Annotated in this window: 28 protein-coding genes; 4 read left to right on the top strand and 24 right to left on the bottom strand. The window is 42.0% G+C overall.

Features of this window, described 5'->3' with window-relative positions:
- Positions 1-44: 44 nt before the first annotated feature.
- The 14 genes from RBB45_RS12470 to RBB45_RS12535 form a co-directional block, all read right to left on the bottom strand.
- Positions 45-401, bottom strand: coding sequence for a terpene synthase (locus tag RBB45_RS12470; RefSeq protein ID WP_306009652.1), 357 nt, complete (start codon positions 399-401; stop codon positions 45-47).
- Positions 402-506: 105 nt separating this feature from the next.
- On the bottom strand, positions 507-902 hold the full coding sequence (locus RBB45_RS12475; protein WP_224951258.1) for a hypothetical protein: 396 nt from the start codon (positions 900-902) through the stop codon (positions 507-509).
- Positions 903-921: 19 nt separating this feature from the next.
- Complete coding sequence (locus RBB45_RS12480; protein WP_129613485.1) at positions 922-1,191, bottom strand: hypothetical protein; 270 nt, start codon at positions 1,189-1,191, stop codon at positions 922-924.
- Between the two features lie 106 nt (positions 1,192-1,297).
- Positions 1,298-1,684, bottom strand: coding sequence for a hypothetical protein (locus RBB45_RS12485; RefSeq protein ID WP_129613486.1), 387 nt, complete (start codon positions 1,682-1,684; stop codon positions 1,298-1,300).
- Positions 1,685-1,768: 84 nt separating this feature from the next.
- Positions 1,769-2,629: a phosphotransferase gene (locus tag RBB45_RS12490; RefSeq protein ID WP_224951256.1), complete on the bottom strand. Its 861-nt coding sequence runs from the start codon at positions 2,627-2,629 to the stop codon at positions 1,769-1,771.
- Positions 2,630-2,668: 39 nt separating this feature from the next.
- Entirely contained in the window at positions 2,669-3,028 is a 360-nt protein-coding gene (locus tag RBB45_RS12495) for an NIPSNAP family protein (RefSeq protein ID WP_009791921.1), read from the bottom strand.
- Positions 3,025-3,486: an NUDIX hydrolase gene (locus RBB45_RS12500; RefSeq protein ID WP_306009653.1), complete on the bottom strand. Its 462-nt coding sequence runs from the start codon at positions 3,484-3,486 to the stop codon at positions 3,025-3,027. Before RBB45_RS12500 ends, RBB45_RS12495 begins: the two co-directional genes overlap by 4 nt.
- A gap of 45 nt (positions 3,487-3,531) precedes the next feature.
- The gene (locus RBB45_RS12505) at positions 3,532-4,074 is read right to left on the bottom strand and encodes a hypothetical protein (protein WP_009791923.1); all 543 of its coding nucleotides are present in this window, start codon (positions 4,072-4,074) and stop codon (positions 3,532-3,534) included.
- Positions 4,075-4,107: 33 nt separating this feature from the next.
- Positions 4,108-4,545: a hypothetical protein gene (locus RBB45_RS12510; RefSeq protein ID WP_306009654.1), complete on the bottom strand. Its 438-nt coding sequence runs from the start codon at positions 4,543-4,545 to the stop codon at positions 4,108-4,110.
- 15 nt (positions 4,546-4,560) lie between these two features.
- A complete protein-coding gene (locus RBB45_RS12515; RefSeq protein WP_306009655.1) occupies positions 4,561-4,992 on the bottom strand; it encodes an NUDIX hydrolase in 432 nt (143 codons plus the stop codon).
- Complete coding sequence (locus RBB45_RS12520) at positions 4,979-5,164, bottom strand: serine kinase (RefSeq protein ID WP_141195042.1); 186 nt, start codon at positions 5,162-5,164, stop codon at positions 4,979-4,981. The genes RBB45_RS12515 and RBB45_RS12520 overlap by 14 nt, the downstream gene beginning before the upstream one ends.
- A gap of 203 nt (positions 5,165-5,367) precedes the next feature.
- Positions 5,368-6,285 (bottom strand): HPr(Ser) kinase/phosphatase, encoded by a 918-nt coding sequence (gene hprK / locus RBB45_RS12525; RefSeq protein ID WP_129613491.1) that lies wholly within the window; start codon positions 6,283-6,285, stop codon positions 5,368-5,370.
- A gap of 106 nt (positions 6,286-6,391) precedes the next feature.
- A complete protein-coding gene (locus tag RBB45_RS12530) occupies positions 6,392-8,002 on the bottom strand; it encodes an FMN-binding glutamate synthase family protein (protein WP_129613492.1) in 1,611 nt (536 codons plus the stop codon).
- Between the two features lie 31 nt (positions 8,003-8,033).
- A complete protein-coding gene (locus RBB45_RS12535; RefSeq protein WP_306009656.1) occupies positions 8,034-8,669 on the bottom strand; it encodes an NAD(P)H-binding protein in 636 nt (211 codons plus the stop codon).
- A gap of 378 nt (positions 8,670-9,047) precedes the next feature.
- Between RBB45_RS12535 and RBB45_RS12540 the strand changes: the two genes are divergently transcribed.
- From RBB45_RS12540 to RBB45_RS12550, 3 genes are read left to right on the top strand one after another with little or no spacing between them, the layout of a single operon-like run.
- Entirely contained in the window at positions 9,048-9,596 is a 549-nt protein-coding gene (locus tag RBB45_RS12540) for a DICT sensory domain-containing protein (protein ID WP_129613494.1), read from the top strand.
- Positions 9,597-9,651: 55 nt separating this feature from the next.
- Complete coding sequence (locus RBB45_RS12545) at positions 9,652-10,248, top strand: ECF transporter S component (protein ID WP_306009657.1); 597 nt, start codon at positions 9,652-9,654, stop codon at positions 10,246-10,248.
- Positions 10,245-11,453, top strand: a complete 1,209-nt coding sequence (locus tag RBB45_RS12550; protein WP_306009658.1) for a methyl-accepting chemotaxis protein — start codon at positions 10,245-10,247, stop codon at positions 11,451-11,453. The genes RBB45_RS12545 and RBB45_RS12550 overlap by 4 nt, the downstream gene beginning before the upstream one ends.
- 141 nt (positions 11,454-11,594) lie before the next feature.
- Here RBB45_RS12550 and RBB45_RS12555 read toward each other — a convergent pair whose 3' ends face one another.
- From RBB45_RS12555 to csaA, 8 genes are all read right to left on the bottom strand, one after another.
- Positions 11,595-12,944: an amidohydrolase family protein gene (locus RBB45_RS12555; protein ID WP_306009659.1), complete on the bottom strand. Its 1,350-nt coding sequence runs from the start codon at positions 12,942-12,944 to the stop codon at positions 11,595-11,597.
- A gap of 554 nt (positions 12,945-13,498) precedes the next feature.
- Positions 13,499-14,422, bottom strand: a complete 924-nt coding sequence (locus RBB45_RS12560) for a stage II sporulation protein P (RefSeq protein WP_306009660.1) — start codon at positions 14,420-14,422, stop codon at positions 13,499-13,501.
- Entirely contained in the window at positions 14,412-14,951 is a 540-nt protein-coding gene (locus RBB45_RS12565) for an RNA polymerase sigma factor (protein WP_148974759.1), read from the bottom strand. Before RBB45_RS12565 ends, RBB45_RS12560 begins: the two co-directional genes overlap by 11 nt.
- A gap of 163 nt (positions 14,952-15,114) precedes the next feature.
- A complete protein-coding gene (locus RBB45_RS12570) occupies positions 15,115-15,897 on the bottom strand; it encodes an SMI1/KNR4 family protein (RefSeq protein ID WP_148974760.1) in 783 nt (260 codons plus the stop codon).
- A 139-nt stretch (positions 15,898-16,036) separates the two neighbouring features.
- The gene (locus tag RBB45_RS12575) at positions 16,037-16,471 is read right to left on the bottom strand and encodes an SMI1/KNR4 family protein (RefSeq protein WP_306009661.1); all 435 of its coding nucleotides are present in this window, start codon (positions 16,469-16,471) and stop codon (positions 16,037-16,039) included.
- Positions 16,472-16,566: 95 nt separating this feature from the next.
- Entirely contained in the window at positions 16,567-16,701 is a 135-nt protein-coding gene (locus RBB45_RS12580) for an aminopeptidase (protein WP_306009741.1), read from the bottom strand.
- Positions 16,702-16,845: 144 nt separating this feature from the next.
- Positions 16,846-17,211 (bottom strand): nuclear transport factor 2 family protein, encoded by a 366-nt coding sequence (locus RBB45_RS12585; RefSeq protein WP_094768762.1) that lies wholly within the window; start codon positions 17,209-17,211, stop codon positions 16,846-16,848.
- Between the two features lie 101 nt (positions 17,212-17,312).
- A complete protein-coding gene (gene csaA / locus RBB45_RS12590; RefSeq protein ID WP_094768824.1) occupies positions 17,313-17,645 on the bottom strand; it encodes a chaperone CsaA in 333 nt (110 codons plus the stop codon).
- Positions 17,646-18,663: 1,018 nt separating this feature from the next.
- Here csaA and RBB45_RS12595 point away from each other — a divergent pair.
- On the top strand, positions 18,664-19,377 hold the full coding sequence (locus RBB45_RS12595; RefSeq protein ID WP_306009662.1) for a serine/threonine protein kinase: 714 nt from the start codon (positions 18,664-18,666) through the stop codon (positions 19,375-19,377).
- Between the two features lie 13 nt (positions 19,378-19,390).
- Here RBB45_RS12595 and RBB45_RS12600 read toward each other — a convergent pair whose 3' ends face one another.
- Both RBB45_RS12600 and RBB45_RS12605 read right to left on the bottom strand, forming a co-directional pair.
- Positions 19,391-19,588 (bottom strand): hypothetical protein, encoded by a 198-nt coding sequence (locus tag RBB45_RS12600; RefSeq protein WP_148974763.1) that lies wholly within the window; start codon positions 19,586-19,588, stop codon positions 19,391-19,393.
- Between the two features lie 126 nt (positions 19,589-19,714).
- Positions 19,715-20,266 carry a PepSY domain-containing protein gene (locus RBB45_RS12605; RefSeq protein ID WP_306009663.1) on the bottom strand — a complete coding sequence of 184 codons (552 nt, stop codon included), beginning with the start codon at positions 20,264-20,266 and terminating at the stop codon, positions 19,715-19,717.
- Positions 20,267-20,345 lie beyond the last annotated feature (79 nt).

Genomic DNA, 20,345 nt, shown 5'->3' on the forward strand with positions numbered 1-20,345 from the left:
AGGCCCTATATAAATAGGGCCTGTTTTTTTCTGTATAATGAAAATTACTTAGTGTTAGAAAGAACCTCTTCCTCTTCATACAAGTCCTTTTGAACATATTCCTGAATGATGAAATTCGTCAAATGGGTGTTGTTCACAAACTCCGAAAAGAATGTTCTTAATGTGATCGAATCAGCTTTGCTTAATTTTTTATCGCTAATCAATGCAATCCTGAAAACATTTAAAATCTCACTAATATCCTCTTCATCCATAAAGCATAAAGGATCCATTTTTTTGTCTTCTTCTGTAAAAGGATTCCGAGTATCCTCAATGATGCTATACGCTAAAACTCTTCCGTTCCTTATTACTTGGAAAATCTCCAGATCACGCAATTTTAAGATTCTGGCAAGTGATTTCATCATTTCCTCCTGACCAAGTGTATATTTGGAGTTTCCTATGCTCTCACTTTTCTAATTTTTATATTGGAGCAATGGATGATTATCTTCGTCTGTGAAAACAGAAAAATCTCATGCTTCAGCTTTTTTTTTGCTCAGCGGAGTGATTTCATCATATCCCCAATCATCGAGGCCATTTCTGCCGCCAAATGCAATCTTTTTGGAATTGTGGCCATAAACATTTCGCGTGATATCATAGTCCATGAAAAACTTGCGGACATTCTCCCATTGTATTTCATAGGTGCCTGCAGTCTCATCATACTGCTTAATGACCATCAGAATGGCGGTCGGATCCTTTGTTATTCCATTCTCTTTATTTAAAACCGTCAGCGAAACAACCTTTCCATCATGAAAAGAATGGTTTTTCAGGAAATTGGCTGTTTCATTATTAAATCTGGGCAACAGCTTCTGTAATTCTTTACTATATTCCTGTACATCCCAATGGTCGTCATCAACAAAATATTTCATTTCTTCATCCTTTATTCTATTAAAAGTTTTTTATAACAGAAAAGAAGATCAACACGTAACCTATATTTGCTGCTATGGCCAGCAAAGATTTTATGATCGGTTCTTTTAACACTAAAGCCCCGATTCCTAAAAGAACGCCTGTAAATGACAGAAACATTGGCAATACGAGATTGCTTAAAGTTAACAGCATAGTAAAGAATCCGCCCCAGTCTCCTATAAGAAAAAACAGTATATTTGAGATTAGATTGATGGCTACGCATAAAAGTGACAGCCTGGTTAATTCACCCATAATTCACCTTCACCTGCTTTCTGCTTTTCGGAATCAGATCGGGCAAAAAAAAAAGCCCGGTTGGACCTATTTTAAATTGACTTCAGTGTACCTCATTACTCTTCCATTATCCCTCAACAATAACCAGATACTTCAAAACCTTCCCCTCAGACTCCACTAGTAAAATATCTTCTCTCTCCTTAGCAGAGAATATCCTTGCACCGACAGGAAGCTTATTCGACATTCCATTTTCAAAATCTGTATCGTTCTCATTTCTGGATTGTATTTCACCAATTTGAGCGTCCTTTTTTAATGACAATTTCTCGACCCAATCTATATTCGTTTGGTAGATGACACCATCATACTGAAAAATATCAGCATCAGGGTCCAGCCTTAAAACCTCTTCTGCATCAATGGTGTCAACAGAAACTGAAGTGCTTTCTTCTCCATTCGCACATCCTGCTGCAGTGAAAAGCGTTAAACCAATCAAGAGACAGATTAGCGTCCGAAACAACTTGCTTCCCCCTTTTTTGCACCTATTGGTTCTTTGAGCAGCTTTGGACATGAAACCTTTCTCTATGTCTTGTATTCCTACAAATCAGGAAGAAACCAAGGACTTCCAATAATCCCAGGCTCTTAGATATCCTTCTAAATCCTGAGGATGAACCCTGACACAAATGCCAAGGCGCGTATATAATTGCACCACAACTTCGTCAATAAGCTGCGATTTGTCCATTGATACATGCTCCAGCAGCGTGAATGAAGAAAGCAATGTCTCTATATTTAAATCATCCGGAGAAGAACAGAAGGCATAGGTAAAGTCATAAATGACTGGCCCAATAATCGGGGAAGGGTCGATGACTCCTGTCAGAACCCTGTGATTAAAAACAAAATTATGGACTCCTGTGTCTCCGTGAAGCAGGTACTTTTTTTCTTCCCCAGACCTGCTTATCCGCTCGACAATGGATTTTACTTTAAAATAATCTTCCTCCGGCAGCAAATCCCCTAAATCTCTATATGCGAGTTCTACACTAATCTTATTAAACTCATGCCATGATTTTCTTGGCTGATCCAGCCTGCCCCATGCTTCCTCAGGATGGCATTCTTCGTAATGATTCAATACTTCCTTCGCCAGGGTTCTCATCCAGTCCTTCTTCAAGCCGCGATTATAATGGGTGGTTCCCGTTATAAAAGAGTAGACGATAAACTCTTTTTGAGGATCTGTATAGAGCCATTCAGGCAGGAGGCTGACATTCCGGCAGCTCTGAAGAAACCGTTCCACGTATTCAATTTCCTGCGGCCGGTCATACTTTATCACATACTTCGGCACAGTATTTTCAGCTAAAGTATACACAATTCCTTCAGTCGTTCCTTTAAGCATGTTGATATCTGGTTCGTTTAAATCAATAATCCTCTTGTCCAGTAAATCCCTAATAACATTTTCTATTTTTGATTTCACTGCCTTTTTCTCCTCGCAACTTGGAAATGATCTTTATTACTAGCATGAAAGAATCGTATTTCCTTCAGGTACCGTAGTCTCCAAAAAGTCCTCATCCACCTTAAAAAATATCCTGCCCAGATTCTCCCTACCGCCCATTTTCTCAAACCAATCCTGCACACGCTGGACGTGCTCTTTATCATTTCTCACATTGTTTTCAATGTTTTCATATGCTTCACGGCTGTCATATTGCCATATTGCAAAGATTTCGACTGCCCCTTCTGCCGGCTGTCCCATCCATCTTCCGACCAGCCTTGACCCGTATTTCAGCTGGGCCGGCAGCAGCGTCTGATTAAAATGAAGATTGAAATCTTCTACAATGCTTTCATCCACTTTATAGCTTTTTCTGCGGTAAATCATCTGCTTTCCCCCTTACTTAAACTATGTATTTTCAACGCTTCCTTCACTGCCCATCCCTGGTGCTCATGAAACAGACCTGCTTCAGCTTCCAAAGGATCCAGCCATATCAGCGTATGGTCCTCTTCCAGCGGCAGGCTTATTTGCCTGACGATTTCACATAAGTAGAAATACCCTTGGCTCAAATAGTATTTGTATTCATTGGTAGAGTAAAAATATCTTTGTGCCTGCCCCAGAAAAGGACCGAGTTCAATCTCGGTCTCCATTTCTTCAAGAGCCTCTCTTTTCATGCATTCTTCATGCGTCTCCCTGGCCTCTATTCCTCCGCCGGGAAGAAAATACTTTCCGTCCCCGGTCTGTATGACAGCGACTTTCCCATTCTCCGGGTGAAGAAACAGTCCGTAGACAGCCGGTCTGCTGGTATATTCTATTTTCTCAATTTTTTCTCCAAAAGTAATCATCCTAAAACGATGCGAGCCTCCTTTTTAGGACAAAGGGACAGGTCTTTAAGATAACTTGTTCTTAAAAACCACTTCTCCTTCTGCATTGTAAGCAATATATTCAGCATCATAGATTTCATCGCTATCTGTTCTGAATAGTCCAAACTTTTCATCCGCAGCTTTAGTAAGAAGCTTGAAGCTGTGAATAGTTTGATCTCCCTTTACTATTTCAACACGGTCTATTTCTTTATCAAATACCCTGAGAATCACAGCGTTGTATTCTTCTTCACCTGTAAATGGCGAAGTGAAGAAGGCAAGGTGAATCGGGTCATGTATTCCTTCCGGTGTAAAGGCAAACTCTTTTTTGGCCTCCCAAGAAAATAACGACCTCTCTAAATACATTTCCCTTTCCTCACCTGCTGCAGTGTGCAGGAAAGCAACGGATAGATGGTTATCAATCATATCGATATGGTCTATGCTGGCTCCGTTTGTTTTTTTCGCAATCTCATTAGCAATTTGTGCCTCGCTCCCCCGTGCAGGCAGAAGCCAAATGAAGGAGAAAACAGCCGCAATGGCTATTCCAATGAAGAAACGCTTTTTTACAGACATTAACCCGAACCTCTCTTTTATAAGTTTAAAAGTCTACTGCTTTTCTCTGTGCAATTCAAAAGTCTCCTCGGCATTATCCCATTTTACATAAACTTTGATAATATCATCCTCATTCACTATGCCGCTATTCTCCGAAGATCCGCCGCTTTTAAAAACCTTTTTCGTCGGCGGTGCATCAAATTTTGTTGCGCCGCTTCCGCTCCCTGCTGACGTTTCATAAGAGTACTCTATTTTTTTCATGGATGAAAGCTCTTCTAAAGGCCCTTTATACTCTAAAAAGAATTCATCGTTATTTTCGTTAGAGTATGAGCGTCTTCCATTTTTCTCGTCCCACACCTCTGTTCCTTTAAATACGTACTCCGCTTCCCAATGGCCGCTTTCCCCGACAAATCTGTAGTCATAATGGTTCACTTCTTTCGAACAGGCAGCTAAAAACATCAAGGAAAAAAATAACAAGAGTATTTTTTTCAACCTTACTCCCCCTGTCTATTGAATCAGCGCTAATAGTTCCTCAGGGACCAGCCGTAATCCCTTATCCCGAAACTCATTGATAGGCTTCCACATTAACTTGAACTCTTCCCCATTATCCTCAAGACCCATAAAAGATGGTTTTTGATAGAAGGATAGATCAACAAACTCCCCATCATAGACAAAAACGAACTCATGGTGGGGAATCCCATTGTAGGTAAAGATATTTTCAAGGGTGCCTAAATGAATGAGATTCCTAACGTTTGCACCAATTTCCTCGAACACTTCTCTTTCCAGCGCTTCAGTGCTTTTTTCGCCAAACTCGATTCCCCCGCCAATCGGACGGTAGAAATAGTCCTGCTTAACTTTGTCGAATCCCTCAGCAACAAGTATAGAGTCATTTTTCCTGAACACACAGATGGCAATAGCCCGAATATTATTTCTTATCATCCTTCCCCTCCAGCTTCGGCTTTCTTTTCCATATATAAAAGACAGCAAATAAATTAATGGCCACACCCATTGCGTGCATGATAAAATTGCCGGTGCTGCCTAAACGATCTACGGTGATGCTTATTAAAAAGCTCCCCATTATTAATAATGGAACAGCTAAAATGAATCGCAAATTATTTCCCCCCGAAGCAATGCTCCAACACCACAGCAGCCTGCTAATAAAACATCAGGACTATGAATAAAACCATAATTTCCAAATAATTCATCTTTATTATAGACGAAACAAAAGCTGTAATGTTTCATTTTCCCCCGCTCTATTTATGCAGCAGGAAAGAAGCACAAAAAAAGAGCCCCGCAAGGCCCTTCTTTAAACAGTTAAAATTCACTATCCAGCCTGCTCATGAAATCCGATGCAGCGCTGTACCCCTGCTGCCTCAAATACCAGTTGTTCGCAGCTGCCTCAATCAACCCGGCCACGTCACGGCCTGGCTGAAGCTGGATTTCCATTGATGGCACTTTAACGCCCAGATATTCCGTGAAATCAGGCTGATGCTCCAAATCATTGTTCAACGAATTCTTTTCCCATTTCGTCAGTTGAATATCCAGTGAAATCCGTGTTTCATTCTGGAATGCCTTCAGTCCATAAGAGCGGACAACATTGATCAGCCCAACACTGCGGAGGGCCAGAAACTCTTTTGTTTTTTCATCATGCGTCCCTAAGAGCGTCTGCGGGCTAAGCTTTTTCAGCACGACAATATCATCTGCCACAAGCCTGTGTCCCCGGCCAATCAGCGTATGAGCTGTTTCACTCTTCCCCACTCCCGAATTCCCCCGCAGCAGGATCCCCATTCCATACACATTCACACAAACTCCGTGAACATAGGTTTCCTCTGCCAGCTCTTTGACCAGATAAGCATCTAATTGAGAGATATAATCTGAAGTCGTTTCAGGAATTTCAGTTGTCAGCAGCGGTATGCCGTACTCATTGCAATAATGCCTTAAGTACGTCAGCCCCTTATCACCTGTTGTTACAATAAAGCATGGCGGATGATAGTTGACGATATTGCCAATCCGTATTTTCCGTTCCTCTTCTGTCTGCTTATGTAAAAAGTTGATCTCTTTCCTTCCCAAAATCTGAATCCGGTCTGTTGGGAAAAAATCAAAATGCCCCACAAATTCCAAGCCCGGCCTGTGCACTCTGGACTGAGTGATCAGCTTATCCAGATTATCCTTCCCAGCCAGCACCTTCAACGAAAACTTCTCAACCAAATCACTAACCTTAACACTCTTCACTCTCCAAATCACCGCCAATAACGTATATAACTTCATATTATATCAAAAATGAGCCAGGGGGACAGACCCTCTGGCTCGTTTGAGCCAAGGGGTCTGTCCCCCTGGCTCACTCTTGTTCCTTCTCCTGTATTTCATCTACCTTTTTCGGTGTAAGGATCATATCCTGGACAGCTGAAACTCTTCCCCATTCGTCTTTATAGACAAGATGCTTCCGTTCGAATTTGGTCGGAGTATCGAGGCCAGCAGCTGCAGCCAGATTGAACAGCCCTTCACGGAGGGAAACCACATAATTGGCTACCCGGTATTGTTTTTCCTCAATGACAAGCCCGTCCTGGAGCTTCGGGTCGGTTGTGGCGACACCGGCAGGGCAGTGGTTGGTATGGCATTTCTCCGCCATGATGCAGCCGACGCTGATCATGAATCCGCGGGCGATGTTGACGAGATCTGCCCCCATGGCAAGAGCAATCGCAACTTTATCCGGGGTAATCAATTTGCCTGATGCGATCAGCTTCACCCTGTCGCGGACTTTATATTTAACCAACATTTCATCAACAGCCGGCAGCGCAGATCCAATAGGCAGCCCCACTGCATCGGCAAGCTCCTGATAGGTGGCGCCTGTCCCGCCTTCGCCGCCATCGACAGTGATAAAGTCAGGACCCATTCCTGTTTCCTTCATCACCTGGGCCATTTCCTCAAGAGAATCCAAATCACCGACCACGATCTTGATGCCAACCGGCTTGCCGCCTTTATCCCGCATCTTTTCTACAAACTGAAACAGCTCATCATAATTGTTAAATTCGTAGAATCGGTTGGGGCTGTTGATCGTCTGCCAGGGCTCTACAAGGCGGATTTGCGCAATTTCTTCATTAACTTTTTCCCCTTCGATATGCCCGCCGCGGATCTTAGCCCCCTGGGCAAGCTTGATTTCAAATGCCTTCACCTGCTCAATTTTGCTCTTTTTCTCAAATTCTTCCCATGAAAACTCTCCGCCCGGAGTCCGGACGCCGAACAGACCCGGCCCGATCTGCATCATGATGTCCGGGTTTCCGATTAAATGATATTTTGATAGACCGCCTTCCCCGGTATTCATCCATGTTCCGCCGGCAAGGCCCAGCCCTTTTGACAAAGCCGTGATCGCCCGGTCGCCGAGCGCTCCATAGCTCATCGCAGACTGCCCGACAAGCCCTTTCAGCTTGAAAGGCTGCCGGCATGTATGCTCGCCAAGGATGACTGCGTCTTGGTCTGTTAGAAAATAGGGATCTGTCTGGCTTTCCTCCCGGTGCTCTTTCCTGGTCATAAGGCCTTCTTCATCCACTTTATAAACCTTTGTATTGATTTTCTGGCTGTTATCGATCCTCAGTTCTTCCCGCTGCTTCGGAAACATGCTGTTGCGGATATAATAGCCGCTTTTTGAAAAATCCCGCTCCGAACCGAAGCCGATCAGACGCTCCTTATACTTCCCGGCCTTGACGATATCCTCGAACTCTTTCCGGGAAAAAGGCGTTCCCTCATTATTGCTTTCGAATAAGTATTGCCTAAGCTCGGGGCCGATCTTCTCTGTCATATACCTGACCCTGCCAAGGAGCGGGAAATTCCTCAGGATGGAATGCTGCTGCTGCGTGTCATCCTTCCGGTAGAAATAAGTCGCAGCTGCCGCAGCCCCGAGTGCCGCAGTCCCCTTCAGAACGGCTGGGAGGTATTTTTTCATATTGGACATCTTATCACCCTTTTCATGAAATAGTTATGCTTTAGTTCTTTAGCTGCTGCAATGCCTCGCGGATCGGTATTTCTCCTGAAGACACTTCAATGGTTCTGTTATAAGCCTCCTCCAGTTCCAGTGCCTCGACCAGTACAGTAGCGATATCCTCTTTCGGAATTTCACTTTCCTTACTTTTAAGAGAAAGTGCTGCTTCAATCTTCCCTTTTCCCGGCTTGTCTACGGGCTTGCCTGTCCGTAATATGGTATAAGTTAATTCTGCATTTCTTAAAAGCTCCTCAGGCTGATCCTTCGCGCCGTCTGTTCCTGAACCGCCTTTGTCCGTCTCATTCGCACGCATCGCACTCATCAGCAGAAAGCGCTTTACTCCCTGGTCCTTTGCCGCCTGCACCGAATCAATGACCGACTGATGGTCAATCAGGATCGGCTTGCTTTCACCCGTCCGCGCACTGGCATCGCCCACATAAATGACCGCATCACAAGCTGAAAAGGCCTTGGCATAACCATCATTTTCCTGCACAAAAACATCCGCTGCCCCCAGCCTTCCCATTTCATCCACCTTACTCTTTGTCCCAACCAATGCCACCGCCTCATGCTGCTTGTCCGACAGCTGCTTGATTACATGCTCCCCCGTCAAGTCTTCCGTTCCAATCACAAGGACTCTCATAGAATGCCTCCCCGCTTTAGTTAATCTTTATTATTTACCACACTATTTCCAGAGAAAACCAAAAAGGATTTGTGCCAGGGGGACAGACCCCATGGCCCAGTTTTGAAAAAGAGCCAAGGGACCTGTCCCCTTGGCTCCCCTTGGCTCATAGAACATTCAGATTTTAAATTTTTATATTACTGTGTTTAAATTAGTTTTAACGTGGTAAAGGAGGTAGGGAGTTTAGTAAGGTAAAGAATTAGCGAAAGAAGTAATACATACTTTTCATACATACCCAGCATAGTCCACGCTGTAGCGGACTACTTTTTTTACCTTTGAACTAGTTCTTTTTTCTCGGTTCTTAAGGCCCAAAAAACCACTTACAGGAGGAGATTTTTCATGGAATTAAAGAAGCTGTCATTGTTTCAAGAATGTTTTGGCCAGGTTGAGGGGGAGACTCAAAAGCTCGACAATGCTCCCTTAAGCCAGTTGAATGCACAGTCTTTGAAGTACGAGACTAAAGTTCCGCAGCTGGAGTATATGTGCTTAATGATGGAGAACATCGTCCTAACGAAGAAGCTTCAGGGGAACGTTTATGCAGGCTTTCAAAAGTTCTCGCGCACGAAGAACGTGCTGGACCGTTTCCAGGCTATGGCCGAGTACTCTAACGTTCATATCTTTGGAGAAAATGATGCAGCCATGGATCCAAGTGATGGCATTCATTATATTGAGCTTCCAAAGAACAGTGAACTGATGCGCGAATGGTTCCTCATTATTGACAGCCCGGTATTCAAATCCATGATGGTTGCCTATGACATGGAGGGCTTCGGCGTACATGAGGTGGAAGAAGGGCGCAAGTTTAAAGGAGTTAAGACTTCAAACCCGCAAGTAATTGCTCATGCAACAAAACTGTTAACACCACATATAGGATTCTCACTTATCGGTTAATGCCAAGGGTAGCCCCAGGGCTGCCCTTTTATCATGAATAAAGGAGATTTTACATATGTCACGTATTCAGAAAATGGCCTCGATTGGCATTTTAACAGCACTTAGCCTTATTTTATACTTATTTAAAATCCCGCTTCCTTTTTTCCCTGTTTTCTTAACACTTGATGTCAGCGATATTCCTGCCTTAATCGGTGCCATTACATTGGGGCCTGCTGCCGGGATCCTTGTTCAATTCCTGAAAAATGTCATTGAATATATAACTCATGGAAGCTATGTGGGACTTCCGGTGAACCAGATTGCCAACTTCTGCTCTGGCGCGCTCATTGTGGGAATGATAGGCGCTTTTTATCACTATCAGAAAAAATTGAGCTGGATCAGCTTTACCCTGTCGATCAGTATATTTCTCGCGGCTATGTACCTGCTCAACTATTACTTTATATTGCCGGCGATCATGAACCTGCTCGGACTGAATATGGATCAGTATCTGACATCTTTCACCAATGCGAACCCGCTTGTGAAAGATTTTGAATCAGCTGTTCTGCTCATTATCATCCCCTTTAATTTAATTAAGATATTCGTAGTTTATTCAATCGGCCTGCCGTTCGCTTTCAGGCTGGAGCGTATTTTACAGAAAAGGAGTCTGGCTGTATGAAAAACAAGAAGAATCTTGTGATGGCAGCTTCGGTCCTCCTGGCTTCTGTGCTGCTGTCGGCACTCCACTATTACGTAGACTCATTCATACTTTCTCTTATCGGAACCCTGGTCATTACGGCAGCCCTCTTCATCGGCTGTGCCAGGATGATGAAACAGGAGAATGCTCAAAATGAGGAGGTTGCTGAGAAGAATTCATCAGCTCAGACCTCAATCGAGGAGTCGCTGCAGGAGCTCCGCCATCTCGAAGCACACAGCGGGCACTTAGTTTCAATGAACACACAGGTAAGCGCTTCTTCTGAAATGGTTGGCGGCCAGCTTATGGATATGGTACAGGATATTCAAAAGCAGCATGAGCTGATTTCGTACTTTGGGGATCAATTAGGAAAAATGAATGGGATGATACAAAACCTGGATGCCATTATTGAAGTAACGAACTCCACTACCTCAGATGTAACGCTGCTGTCCAACGAGGGGAAGCTGAAGGTCGACGATTTCAGCATTGTTTTCACAAAAATCATCTCTCTCACAAAGCAGTTCGGTGATTATAACCAGACGCTCCTTGAGAAAATGAAAGCAGTCACAAAGGCTCTCGGAGCTATCGATTATATCTCCAACCAGACAAATCTCCTTGCATTGAACGCCTCTATTGAAGCTGCCCGTGCAGGCTCAAATGGGGCTGGATTCGGAGTTGTTGCTTCTGAAATCCGCAAGCTGTCCGTTCAGGTCAAAGAGAGTGCAGAAACGATTAACACCATCGTAACCGATGTGAACAGAAATATAGAAGAACAAGAAAAATCGTATAGTTCGAATGTGTCGGTATTAGAAGAAGGAAAAGATAAGAGCCTGCAGATGATCGATATCTTTGATGGCGTGATTTCAAGCATCAATACACTTTCACTGCAATCTTACGAAATCAAACGCGACTCAACTGAGGTGGAAGCCGAGAATCAGCGTCTGATTGAAATGATGCAGGAAGTGTTGGGAATCACAGAAAACTTAAGCCAAAAAACCATGGGCTCATCTGAACTGACGATGGAGCAGCAGGCACACCTGATAGAGCTCGACATGACTGTCATGACCATGGGAGAGCATATCCGGAAAATCCAGGATCACTTAAAAGAACAAACAGAGCACCAGGGAAATGTAGTATGGATCCGGCCTGGTGAAATGAAAAAGAGAAATGAGATGAAGCTTGCTGAGTAATCTTTGAAACGTTGAGACGGAGACTGGCCTTCAGGGAAAGATGGTTAAGATTCCCCGCTCAATAGGGACAGCGGAAACAGGCTCTCCCTTAGGAAACAAAAAGAGGTGTTTTTCTCCAGTGGGGCAAGGCACCTTTTTAACTTACTGCAGCAGTAAATTAAAATCCTTTATAAACTCCTCAGCTCTTTTACTGGCAGACTCCTCATCGGGAACTTTATCTAGAATTTCAGACTGTGTAAAAATTTTCCCGCCCTTTATGACAGAGTATATATCCTTTGTATGTCTTATATCTGCCAAAGGATTCTGATTCAGGATAACCATATCAGCTCTTGCACCAGCCCTTATTACACCAAGGTCAGATTGATTTATGGCCTCAGCGGCTGTGCAGGTTGCAGACCTGATTGCATCGATTTCACTGAATCCAGCTTCAACAAACAGCTCCAATTCCCTATGGAGAGCCATTCCGGGAAATGTCCATATTCCAGCCGGGGTATCTGTGCCAGCCACTACGGTTCCGCCCAAATCGAAATATGCTTTTGCAATGGCTTTATTGATTTGGTGCTGGACTCCCAAGGATTTTAAGGCATCCTCGTATTGGGAGAGGGTTTGCCATTGTCCTGTTAAAGCCTTGCTCTCTAATATCCTGGATGTGACTTCATTAAGGGGTTTCCAATATTCCGCTCCCCGATCCATCCCATCAAAAAGAGTCATCGTTGGACATATCTTCACATCCAAATCAATTAACTGCCGGCACACCGTATTTATTTTTTCAAAGTCAGGCTCAAGCCAATTGATTGCATCCCAAGTGGACTGATCCGCCCCCATGCTCCATTGCGGATACATGGCCTGCAGAACACCTGAAGCGTGTTCATTCCACTTGATCCCTATCCGCCCGGCCTCAACGGCATTAATATGGAAGGAATAAATCAAATCACAGCTCACCTCTTTGCCATGACTCCTTGCTTCCTGGCAAACAGACTCCATCATTTCTTTTGAAAGCCAGCCGTACACTTTTACAAAGTCAGCTCCTGCTTCAATCTGTCTGTTAACTTCCTGCCTGGCTGTCTGAGAATCCTCAATATTCACATTCCAAGGACTCGTTTCCCCCCATAGTCCTGGAGGTCCATCTATCACCCTGTCTGCCGAATAAACCCTTGGAGTCGGGGCATCTGTGGAAGCTTTGATTAAATCTGCCAGCTCTAGCACATTACCGCCTGTATTCCGCACAGCAGTAACTCCCGAAGCTGTAAAAAATGGGGCAAATCCCTCCTTTATATGAACATGCATATCTATCAAACCCGGAATGATCCATTTACCTTCACCATTGATTCTTTTAACATCAGGAGGAACTTCTCCATTCAGCGGCTCTTTATCGTAAAAAACTTCATCAATATATCCGTGAGAAATGAAAATCGACGCTTTCTTAACAGTCCCCGAAATCACCTCGATTAAGTTTGCATTATATAAAAGCAACTTAGAATTATCTTTCATAGCCCCTCCAAATTTAGTCTTATTATAGAAATTTCACTTTTCCATAAAAGTTCAACAGAAAAAGCGTAAAATCCTTTTTAATGGATAAGTGGAATACCTTTGAAAAACAAAATGGCCTGATAAGTATTTCTTATCAGGCTGTAGTCTTTAGTCTTTATAATTTTTTTCTTCCCCGCCCAGAGCGGCCCTCCCTGGACCTGAATGAGAGAATCAGTGTCAGGTTGAAAAATAAACGTAGAAATTCACCCTAATTTCAAAAATACTCTAAAATAGCTCAAATAGGCGGAGAAATTCCGGCTATCGATTCAATAAACAAGAAAACTTGCAACATCGGTCCGCTTAACCGGAAATTCACCCTCTAATTTACCCTCTACAGTGCAGTACTCAGCATCCTAACCGGAGAATCACCGCTTATTTTGATGCTTGCTGGCACTCAAATAAGGATAAGAATTCCTGTTTTTTTAAAACCATACCTCACTATCCTGCCCCTTTCATGGAATAAGAAAAGCTGCCAGACTTTTGGCAGCTAACTTTTAATGTAAGTACAGAATAGTTTACTCCTTTTCTTGTTCGTTCCAGTCGGCAAGGATCTCACTAATGACTTCTGAAAGAACATCAACAGTTCGATACTCTTCTTCCAAAGTATTTTCCTTCCCTCCAACTTCTAACAGCACAGAGTTACCAAACAGATCTTGATTATAAGAATTTTGAGTAGGGGTATCCTTAGTAAAAACTCCCCTGGATAAGTTGGGGTATCTTTCCTCAGTATATTCATGCAGCAGATGGGCAAATTTAAAATTCACTTCGTATTTAGCACTGGATTTCGACACTATAAATGCAATTCTCGGATAGTCCTTTCCATCTATGCTAATCGTTGACTGGTTTCTCTTTAATGAATCCCTGTGTATATCAAGGACCATTTTCAGCTTTTTATTATGTGATAAGGCATTCTCGAGTGGTACTCTGGAAACTTTATATGCGTCGCTATACGAGAGTCTTTTTTCTTCTAATTCCGCCTTAATATCCGTGCTATCGTGAATAGAATGAATTCCATAATTTTTTAGTGCTTGACTAAGTCGCTCACCAACCAATGAAATATTTCTTTCCTCGTGAAACAAATCATCTGAGTGATTAGTTGAAGTTTCTGACATAAAAGATTCTTGATTGTGTGAATGGTAGATGTATACTAAAGGATCCTGGTTTTTTATAGCTGCTGTTGAAGCTGAATGTTCATTTTGAGGAGTGGAAAATGTGTTATTTAAGGTATCTTTTCCATCATAAAGGAAGAACCATGAGAGAGCCAATGTACACAGCGCAATACTGGCTGAGGCAAACGTAAATTGTTTGAGCCTGCTTCTTCTGTTTATCTGCCTGGCCGATTTTCTGAGTTTATCAGCTGTATCTAAGACAAACTCCTCTCTTGGGTTGATTGGGTATGTTTCCTTTATTAAGTCGAACAAGTCTTTATCAGTTTGCATTCCCGATGACCTCCTCTATATCCCACTCAAGCTTCATTCTAAGTATTTTTAAAGCCCTGTGATAATCTACTTTGACCTTTGACTCGCTACATTGAAGGATCTCGGATGTTTCCCTGATTGAAAATTCATTTATGCCTCTTAGAATCACTACAGTCCTATACTTGGGTTTCAGCTCAGATATAGCACCATGAACAATCCTTTTCATTTCATTTTCCTCCATTAATTCTCCGGGTTCTTTTTCAGCCGAGATAATATGTTTAAAGAAGCCGTCGGTAAAAAGGGAAGAAAATCTCCTTTTTCTATAACTGTCAATGGCAACATGCTTTGCAATGGAGAAAATCCAAGTTCTTTGATGGTCAATATTTTTGCCTCTGGTCAAGTTATTCAGTATGCGTAAAAAAACTTCTTGAGTTAAGTCCTCGGCATCATTCTGGTTACCAGTAAAGCAAATAAGAAAACGATATACATCCAAATAATGGCTCTTGTAGATCTGATCGATTCTCTCCTCTAACCTTTCATTGCCAGCCAAATGGTTCCCCCCTTGTTTAGTCTTCAAATATTAATCGTTTGAGCTGCAAGAAAGGTTACAATTATTTTTAGACAAAGGATACCTGCTCTTTTTATAAAATAAAAAAGCCGCCAGTTTTGGAAGCGATTTGGAATTTAAGCTCCCGGTAGCTGAAGATGTCATCTCAGGTTTCACTGAAATACATATCGGCATAATAATCAATTTCCTTGTCCTTCCGTATAATTGATATCATTTCTTCAACCACTACAGAAGAAAGTATTCCTTCTTCATTGAAATGATGAGCAAAATTGACTGCTAACTGTTTGATATCAATAACAGGATTTTGAAGGAGAACAATCAAGCTTTGTTCAATCAAATGTTCATTTCCCTTAGTATTTTCATAAAGATAGTTCAAAGCGAGGGTAATCTCTTGCTCGTTAGTCGTTGATAAGGCTGTGTTGAGTTCATCAGGGGTCCAATGTCTTTCCTCTTGTTCAAGATAAATATCTTCAAGTTCTGCTTTTTCTACGTATAATCCATTTAAGAATATGTCAAAATTAGGAGCTAATTCAATAATCTGTTCAGATTCCATATCAATGTATATAACCGGAGGCTCTACTTTTGTATTTCTGTAATCTAATGCTACCCACGAATGCCCACTTCCTGAGACTAAAACAATATTTTTCGGCAAACCCCATTCTTTTATTAAGTATTCACTTTCTAATATACCTTTTTCTTCACCTATACCTAAAATGTGATCAATATTAATATGATCATCAGCCCAAGATGTTGGGACATTAGAAGGGAACGAATTATAGTTGATATATCCACCATTCTGGATCTTAAGAAGATAAATATAGGATTTAGGCAACTTCACTTTAAGTTTTTTTTCTGCTCTTTCTACTTCTTTATCTTTTAAAGGTTCCAATTTATAGTATTCATCATCTTCTTGCCATATCTTTTTCACAGCGGCATTCTCTCCCAAAAAACTCTTTTATTAGTTAGAACTTCAAAATAATTATTTGGCAATTTCTATTAAGCTTAAATGCTCCTTTATCCACAAAAGGAAGCAGACTGGATGAATTAAAGATTTCCCATAGGAAAACTCATACAGATATCTCCCCAATCATCCATCCTCTGATAAACTCCTCTAAAGATGAAGCTACTCTCCAACGACTGTCATCTTCATGGTTCCAGACATAAATATACTCTGTCTGAACCCTTCCATCTGCTATTAAATAGCCAAATAAGTCTCCATTCCCGGCATCAGAGAAAAATAAAAAGGTATCCAGAGGTTTCATAAAATCGCTTCGCTCATGAAGGATCCAAAAAAATAAATTTTCTTTAATCATCTGTTCTATGGACCAAACAAACGAAATTCCATAGTTCCCATAAACTCCGTTTGTTTCCTTGTATAATTCAACCAACTTATCCGGCAATTCAACTTTTAGTTCCTTCTTAATTAAAGCGGTCTCTGCTTCCGTTGCAGGTGCTTTAAACTCACACTCTCTTGAAATACTTGTCAAATAATCTCTCCACATAATCAGCTGCTTGCCACCTTTGAAAACTTATTATTTTTCTCCAGGAGCTTATTTCTCCTTCTTACTTCCTGTTTTCTCATATAGTTATAGAAACCTTAAAATTGAAAATCCCCATCCTTCATTAACAAAACTTCAGTTCCATCTTCTTTAATGCCCACTACTTTCATATCTTCGCTGCCAAAGGTCACATTGACTAACAAAAGTGAGGCATTCAGACCCGCGGCCTTCAGCTCTTCCTCAGATTAGCCAATGCCATTTTGAATATTGGAGGGAGAGGCATTTCCTATTCGAGAGGCCACGGGGACAGGTCCCGTGGCCCACATCTTCAAAAAGAGCCAAGGGACCTGTCCCCTTGGCTCTTCCCTTGGTTCTTATCAAAACACACCATTTTCATTAGGAGAATCTTCCGGTACAGCCTGCCCCACATCCCATAACTCGGCGATCATGCTGTTATGGAAACGGAAAATATGTACAACCGCTCCTCCCAAGTCCTCCTCGTTTTGCTTAACATGGGAGTGGACAGCAACAATGTCATTCTCTTCAACAGCCCGCTTCACTTCAAGAGTCTTATGAGGATTTTGGGCAGCACTCTCTTCCATGGCAATCAAAAGCGACTCAGCATCCCCAGGGAAATAGGGGTTATGATGGCGGAAATCAGGACCGATATATTTATCGTATGCCTCTCGCACATTCCCCGCAGCAACCAATTGCAAAAACAATACTGCCTTCTCTTTATTCATCCTTAAACACCTTCCTATGCAGGTCAATTAAATATATCTATTTAATATAATTTAAGTTCAACAGAAGAAGCGTTAATCCTTTTTAATATGCTGCTGATTAATCAGGCAATCGATGTACCATTTTTCACAGGCCCATCAGGCTTCAAAAGCACTACATCACCCTCTTCTGGAACGCCGCCGATAACCAATACTTCAGATTTAAATCCTGCAATTCGGCGAGGGGGAAAATTTACAACTGCGGCTACTTGACAGCCCAATATTGTCTCTGGAGTATACCTTTTTGTTATCTGTGCACTAGATTGTTTAATTCCTAATTCTTCACCAAAATCAATCTCTAACTTAATTGCCGGCTTACGAGCCTCCGGAAAGGGTTCAGCACCTATTACAGTACCAATGCGAATATCCAGCTTTTGAAAATCCTCGATCGCTGCTATGGTCAAATTAATAACCTCCCATAAATTAACTAAAGTGCATTTTTATTTCCAAAATACACCAATCTCTTTATTATTTCCCCGCCATCGTTTATTATTCCTTCTTGAAATAGCTGCTTTTTCGCTTCATAAGGAATTCATCAAAAGGTTCCTAAAGTCCTGCCTGGATTAACGAACCCGATTGTATATAGCCATTTCATGCCAAAATTGGCGGGAACCATAAAGGAGCTTCCTCAGAAAGTTAAAAATTCATTTGGCGAAATAGGAATTAATCCTATTAAGTTTAAAAAATATAGGAAGTAGAACTGGCAATCATGAATGAAGACAAAGCTGTTCTGAGGCCGATTCCCGATTAAAAGCCTCTATCATTTTTTATGCGATTTTTCCCCAGCCTTAACTTAAATAAACAGCCGCCTCCTGCCTGTACAATGTTTCCGTCGGTAGTAGTAAGGGTGTGCTGTGCCGGGATTAAACCTCCGCATTAGGTATGAGGCTGGCTTTGTATTTATTGCCTTCTGCTGTACAAAACAGGTCCGTGCTGGTATGACAGGCAAGCGCTCGAAACTATTGAGTGCCTCTTCAAATTCGCCGCTAAAAACATGGTTTGCACTCATATACTTCTCCAAAGTATCACCAGAACATTGTGCGGTTCCACCTGCATTAAACTATCTTCCCATTCGCCGGCTATGAACTCTTACAAAAAGTCATGTTCTTGCAAAGTCCTAAATTATTTGATGGATTCTAATAAGTTTCTCTTATATAGCCCGATACCCACATTGCCTTTAACCTGATAAAAACGTATTGTACAAGGAGAATTATTGGTTATGACCTTTTCAGTTTAATATGAGAATGATATTTTGTTAGTAGAGCATTCGGCTGTTTGAAAAGATAGACAGCATATGACTGTTTTTATTGACTATTATTACTGAGGGTCCAACCGGGGAGGAAAAATCCAATTTTGCGTGCAATCCGTAAGTTTTATCAGTTTTTTGCAGACAAACCTTTTAAAAAAGGAACAGTTTTGAATGATCGCTATGAGATTTTGAGTGTTATAGGAACGGGAAGCTTCGGAATTGTCTACTTGTGCAGGGATATAGCTGCGGATGAAAACCGCGTGGTTAAACAGCTCCGCCCCAGTAAGGGCCGCAATAATAAAGATGTGGAGATGTTTGAAAAGGAAATCTCTGTTTTACAAAGGCTTGACCACAAAAACATCCCCAAGTTCTTTGAGGAATTCTCCTATAACAGATACTTGTTTTACGTCATGAGTTACATTGATGGAAAAAATGTGGAAGAACTTATCTTCTCAAAAAAGATTACTTTTAACGAACGGGCGTCCTTGCAGGTACTTTCTCAACTGCTTGAATTTGTAGAATATCTGCATAATAAAGACATTTACCATCAAGACCTTCGCATACCCAATGTACTGCTTAAAGACAAAGAACTATATTTGATCGACCTTGGCTTGGCCAAGTCACCCGCCAGGCAAGAGGATATCCCAGGGATGAAGCAGCAGGATTATTATGATCTTGGAGAAATACTCTTATTTTTGCTTTATACGACATACTCCTCCAAAAACAAAAAAGCCCTTCCATGGACAGAAGAGCTTTCTTTAGAAAAGGAGACAGTTTTTCTGCTAAAAAGGCTGCTGGAGATTGAGGAACCTTATTCTAATACCCGGGATATCAGAATTGATCTTCAAACAGCCCTAAAAGCGACGGAAAACCAACAGTAGCCTAGAGGAAGACTCAGCTGCTGCTTCTGCCCTTCCGTTTGTAATGGCGGCTTCCGCTCAACGGATTATGCTTATAGCGGCGGTCACTGCTGCTTCCTTTGTGATAATACCTTTTTCGATCACTGCTGCTGTTGCGGCGGTAATGGTTATGCCTTCGTTCACTGCTGCCATGGGAAAGCTGCTTTATTTGCTTCATGATTTTTTTAAACATGATTGCCCTCTTTTCATTCATATTTGAGCTTATTATTTTTTTCACTCTAACATAATGTAAAGACAAGCACTAATGATAACCGTATAATCCTTTTGCGAACGGCTCCTTTCAATAGCACTTTTATAGTTATGATTCAGTACTGACCATCAGAACCGAACCAGTCATGGCATCAATATGGACATTATATTCTCTCTTACCTTCTTCGATCTCGAGCTCATAAATCAAGCGCCGCTCCTCGTCATCCAGTTCAATTTCTTTAACATTTCCTTTGACTTCTTCCAATGCTAATTTAATTGCTTCTTCAGGCGTGATGCCAGGAGCAGTGGAAGCAGCCGCAGCTGATTCTACAGAAACAGGGCTGTTCGCAGAAGCCTCCAGATATTTCTTTTCTCTGCGTAGGATTTCTCCATTTGAAGCGTCCATTTCTATTTCCTCATAGCTGCCTTCCGTTTTAACTGCCATTTCAATGGTGGAAGGGCTGCCGAACTCCCAATCCCATTCTCTTGCAAAACTCAGCACTTCCCCATCATTGTCTCGCATCAAGGCTTCCGCTTCCTTCTGCGTAATTTCACCCATCTTTTCGGCGGCAAAATAAATCCCGACGCCAATCACGGCAGCCGCAAAAACGCCGGCAAAGCCCAAAATCCATTTTTTATATTTCATTAATACTTCTTTCATTTCCCTTCAGCCTCCATTCGATATCGTACCTTTAAGATATCCGACGAAAATGAAAGGAAGATGAAATGAACATTAAAAA

The sequence above is a fragment of the Bacillus sp. MMSF_3328 genome, assembly GCF_030733525.1.
Classification (GTDB): Bacteria; Bacillota; Bacilli; order Bacillales; family Cytobacillaceae; genus Bacillus_AB; species Bacillus_AB infantis.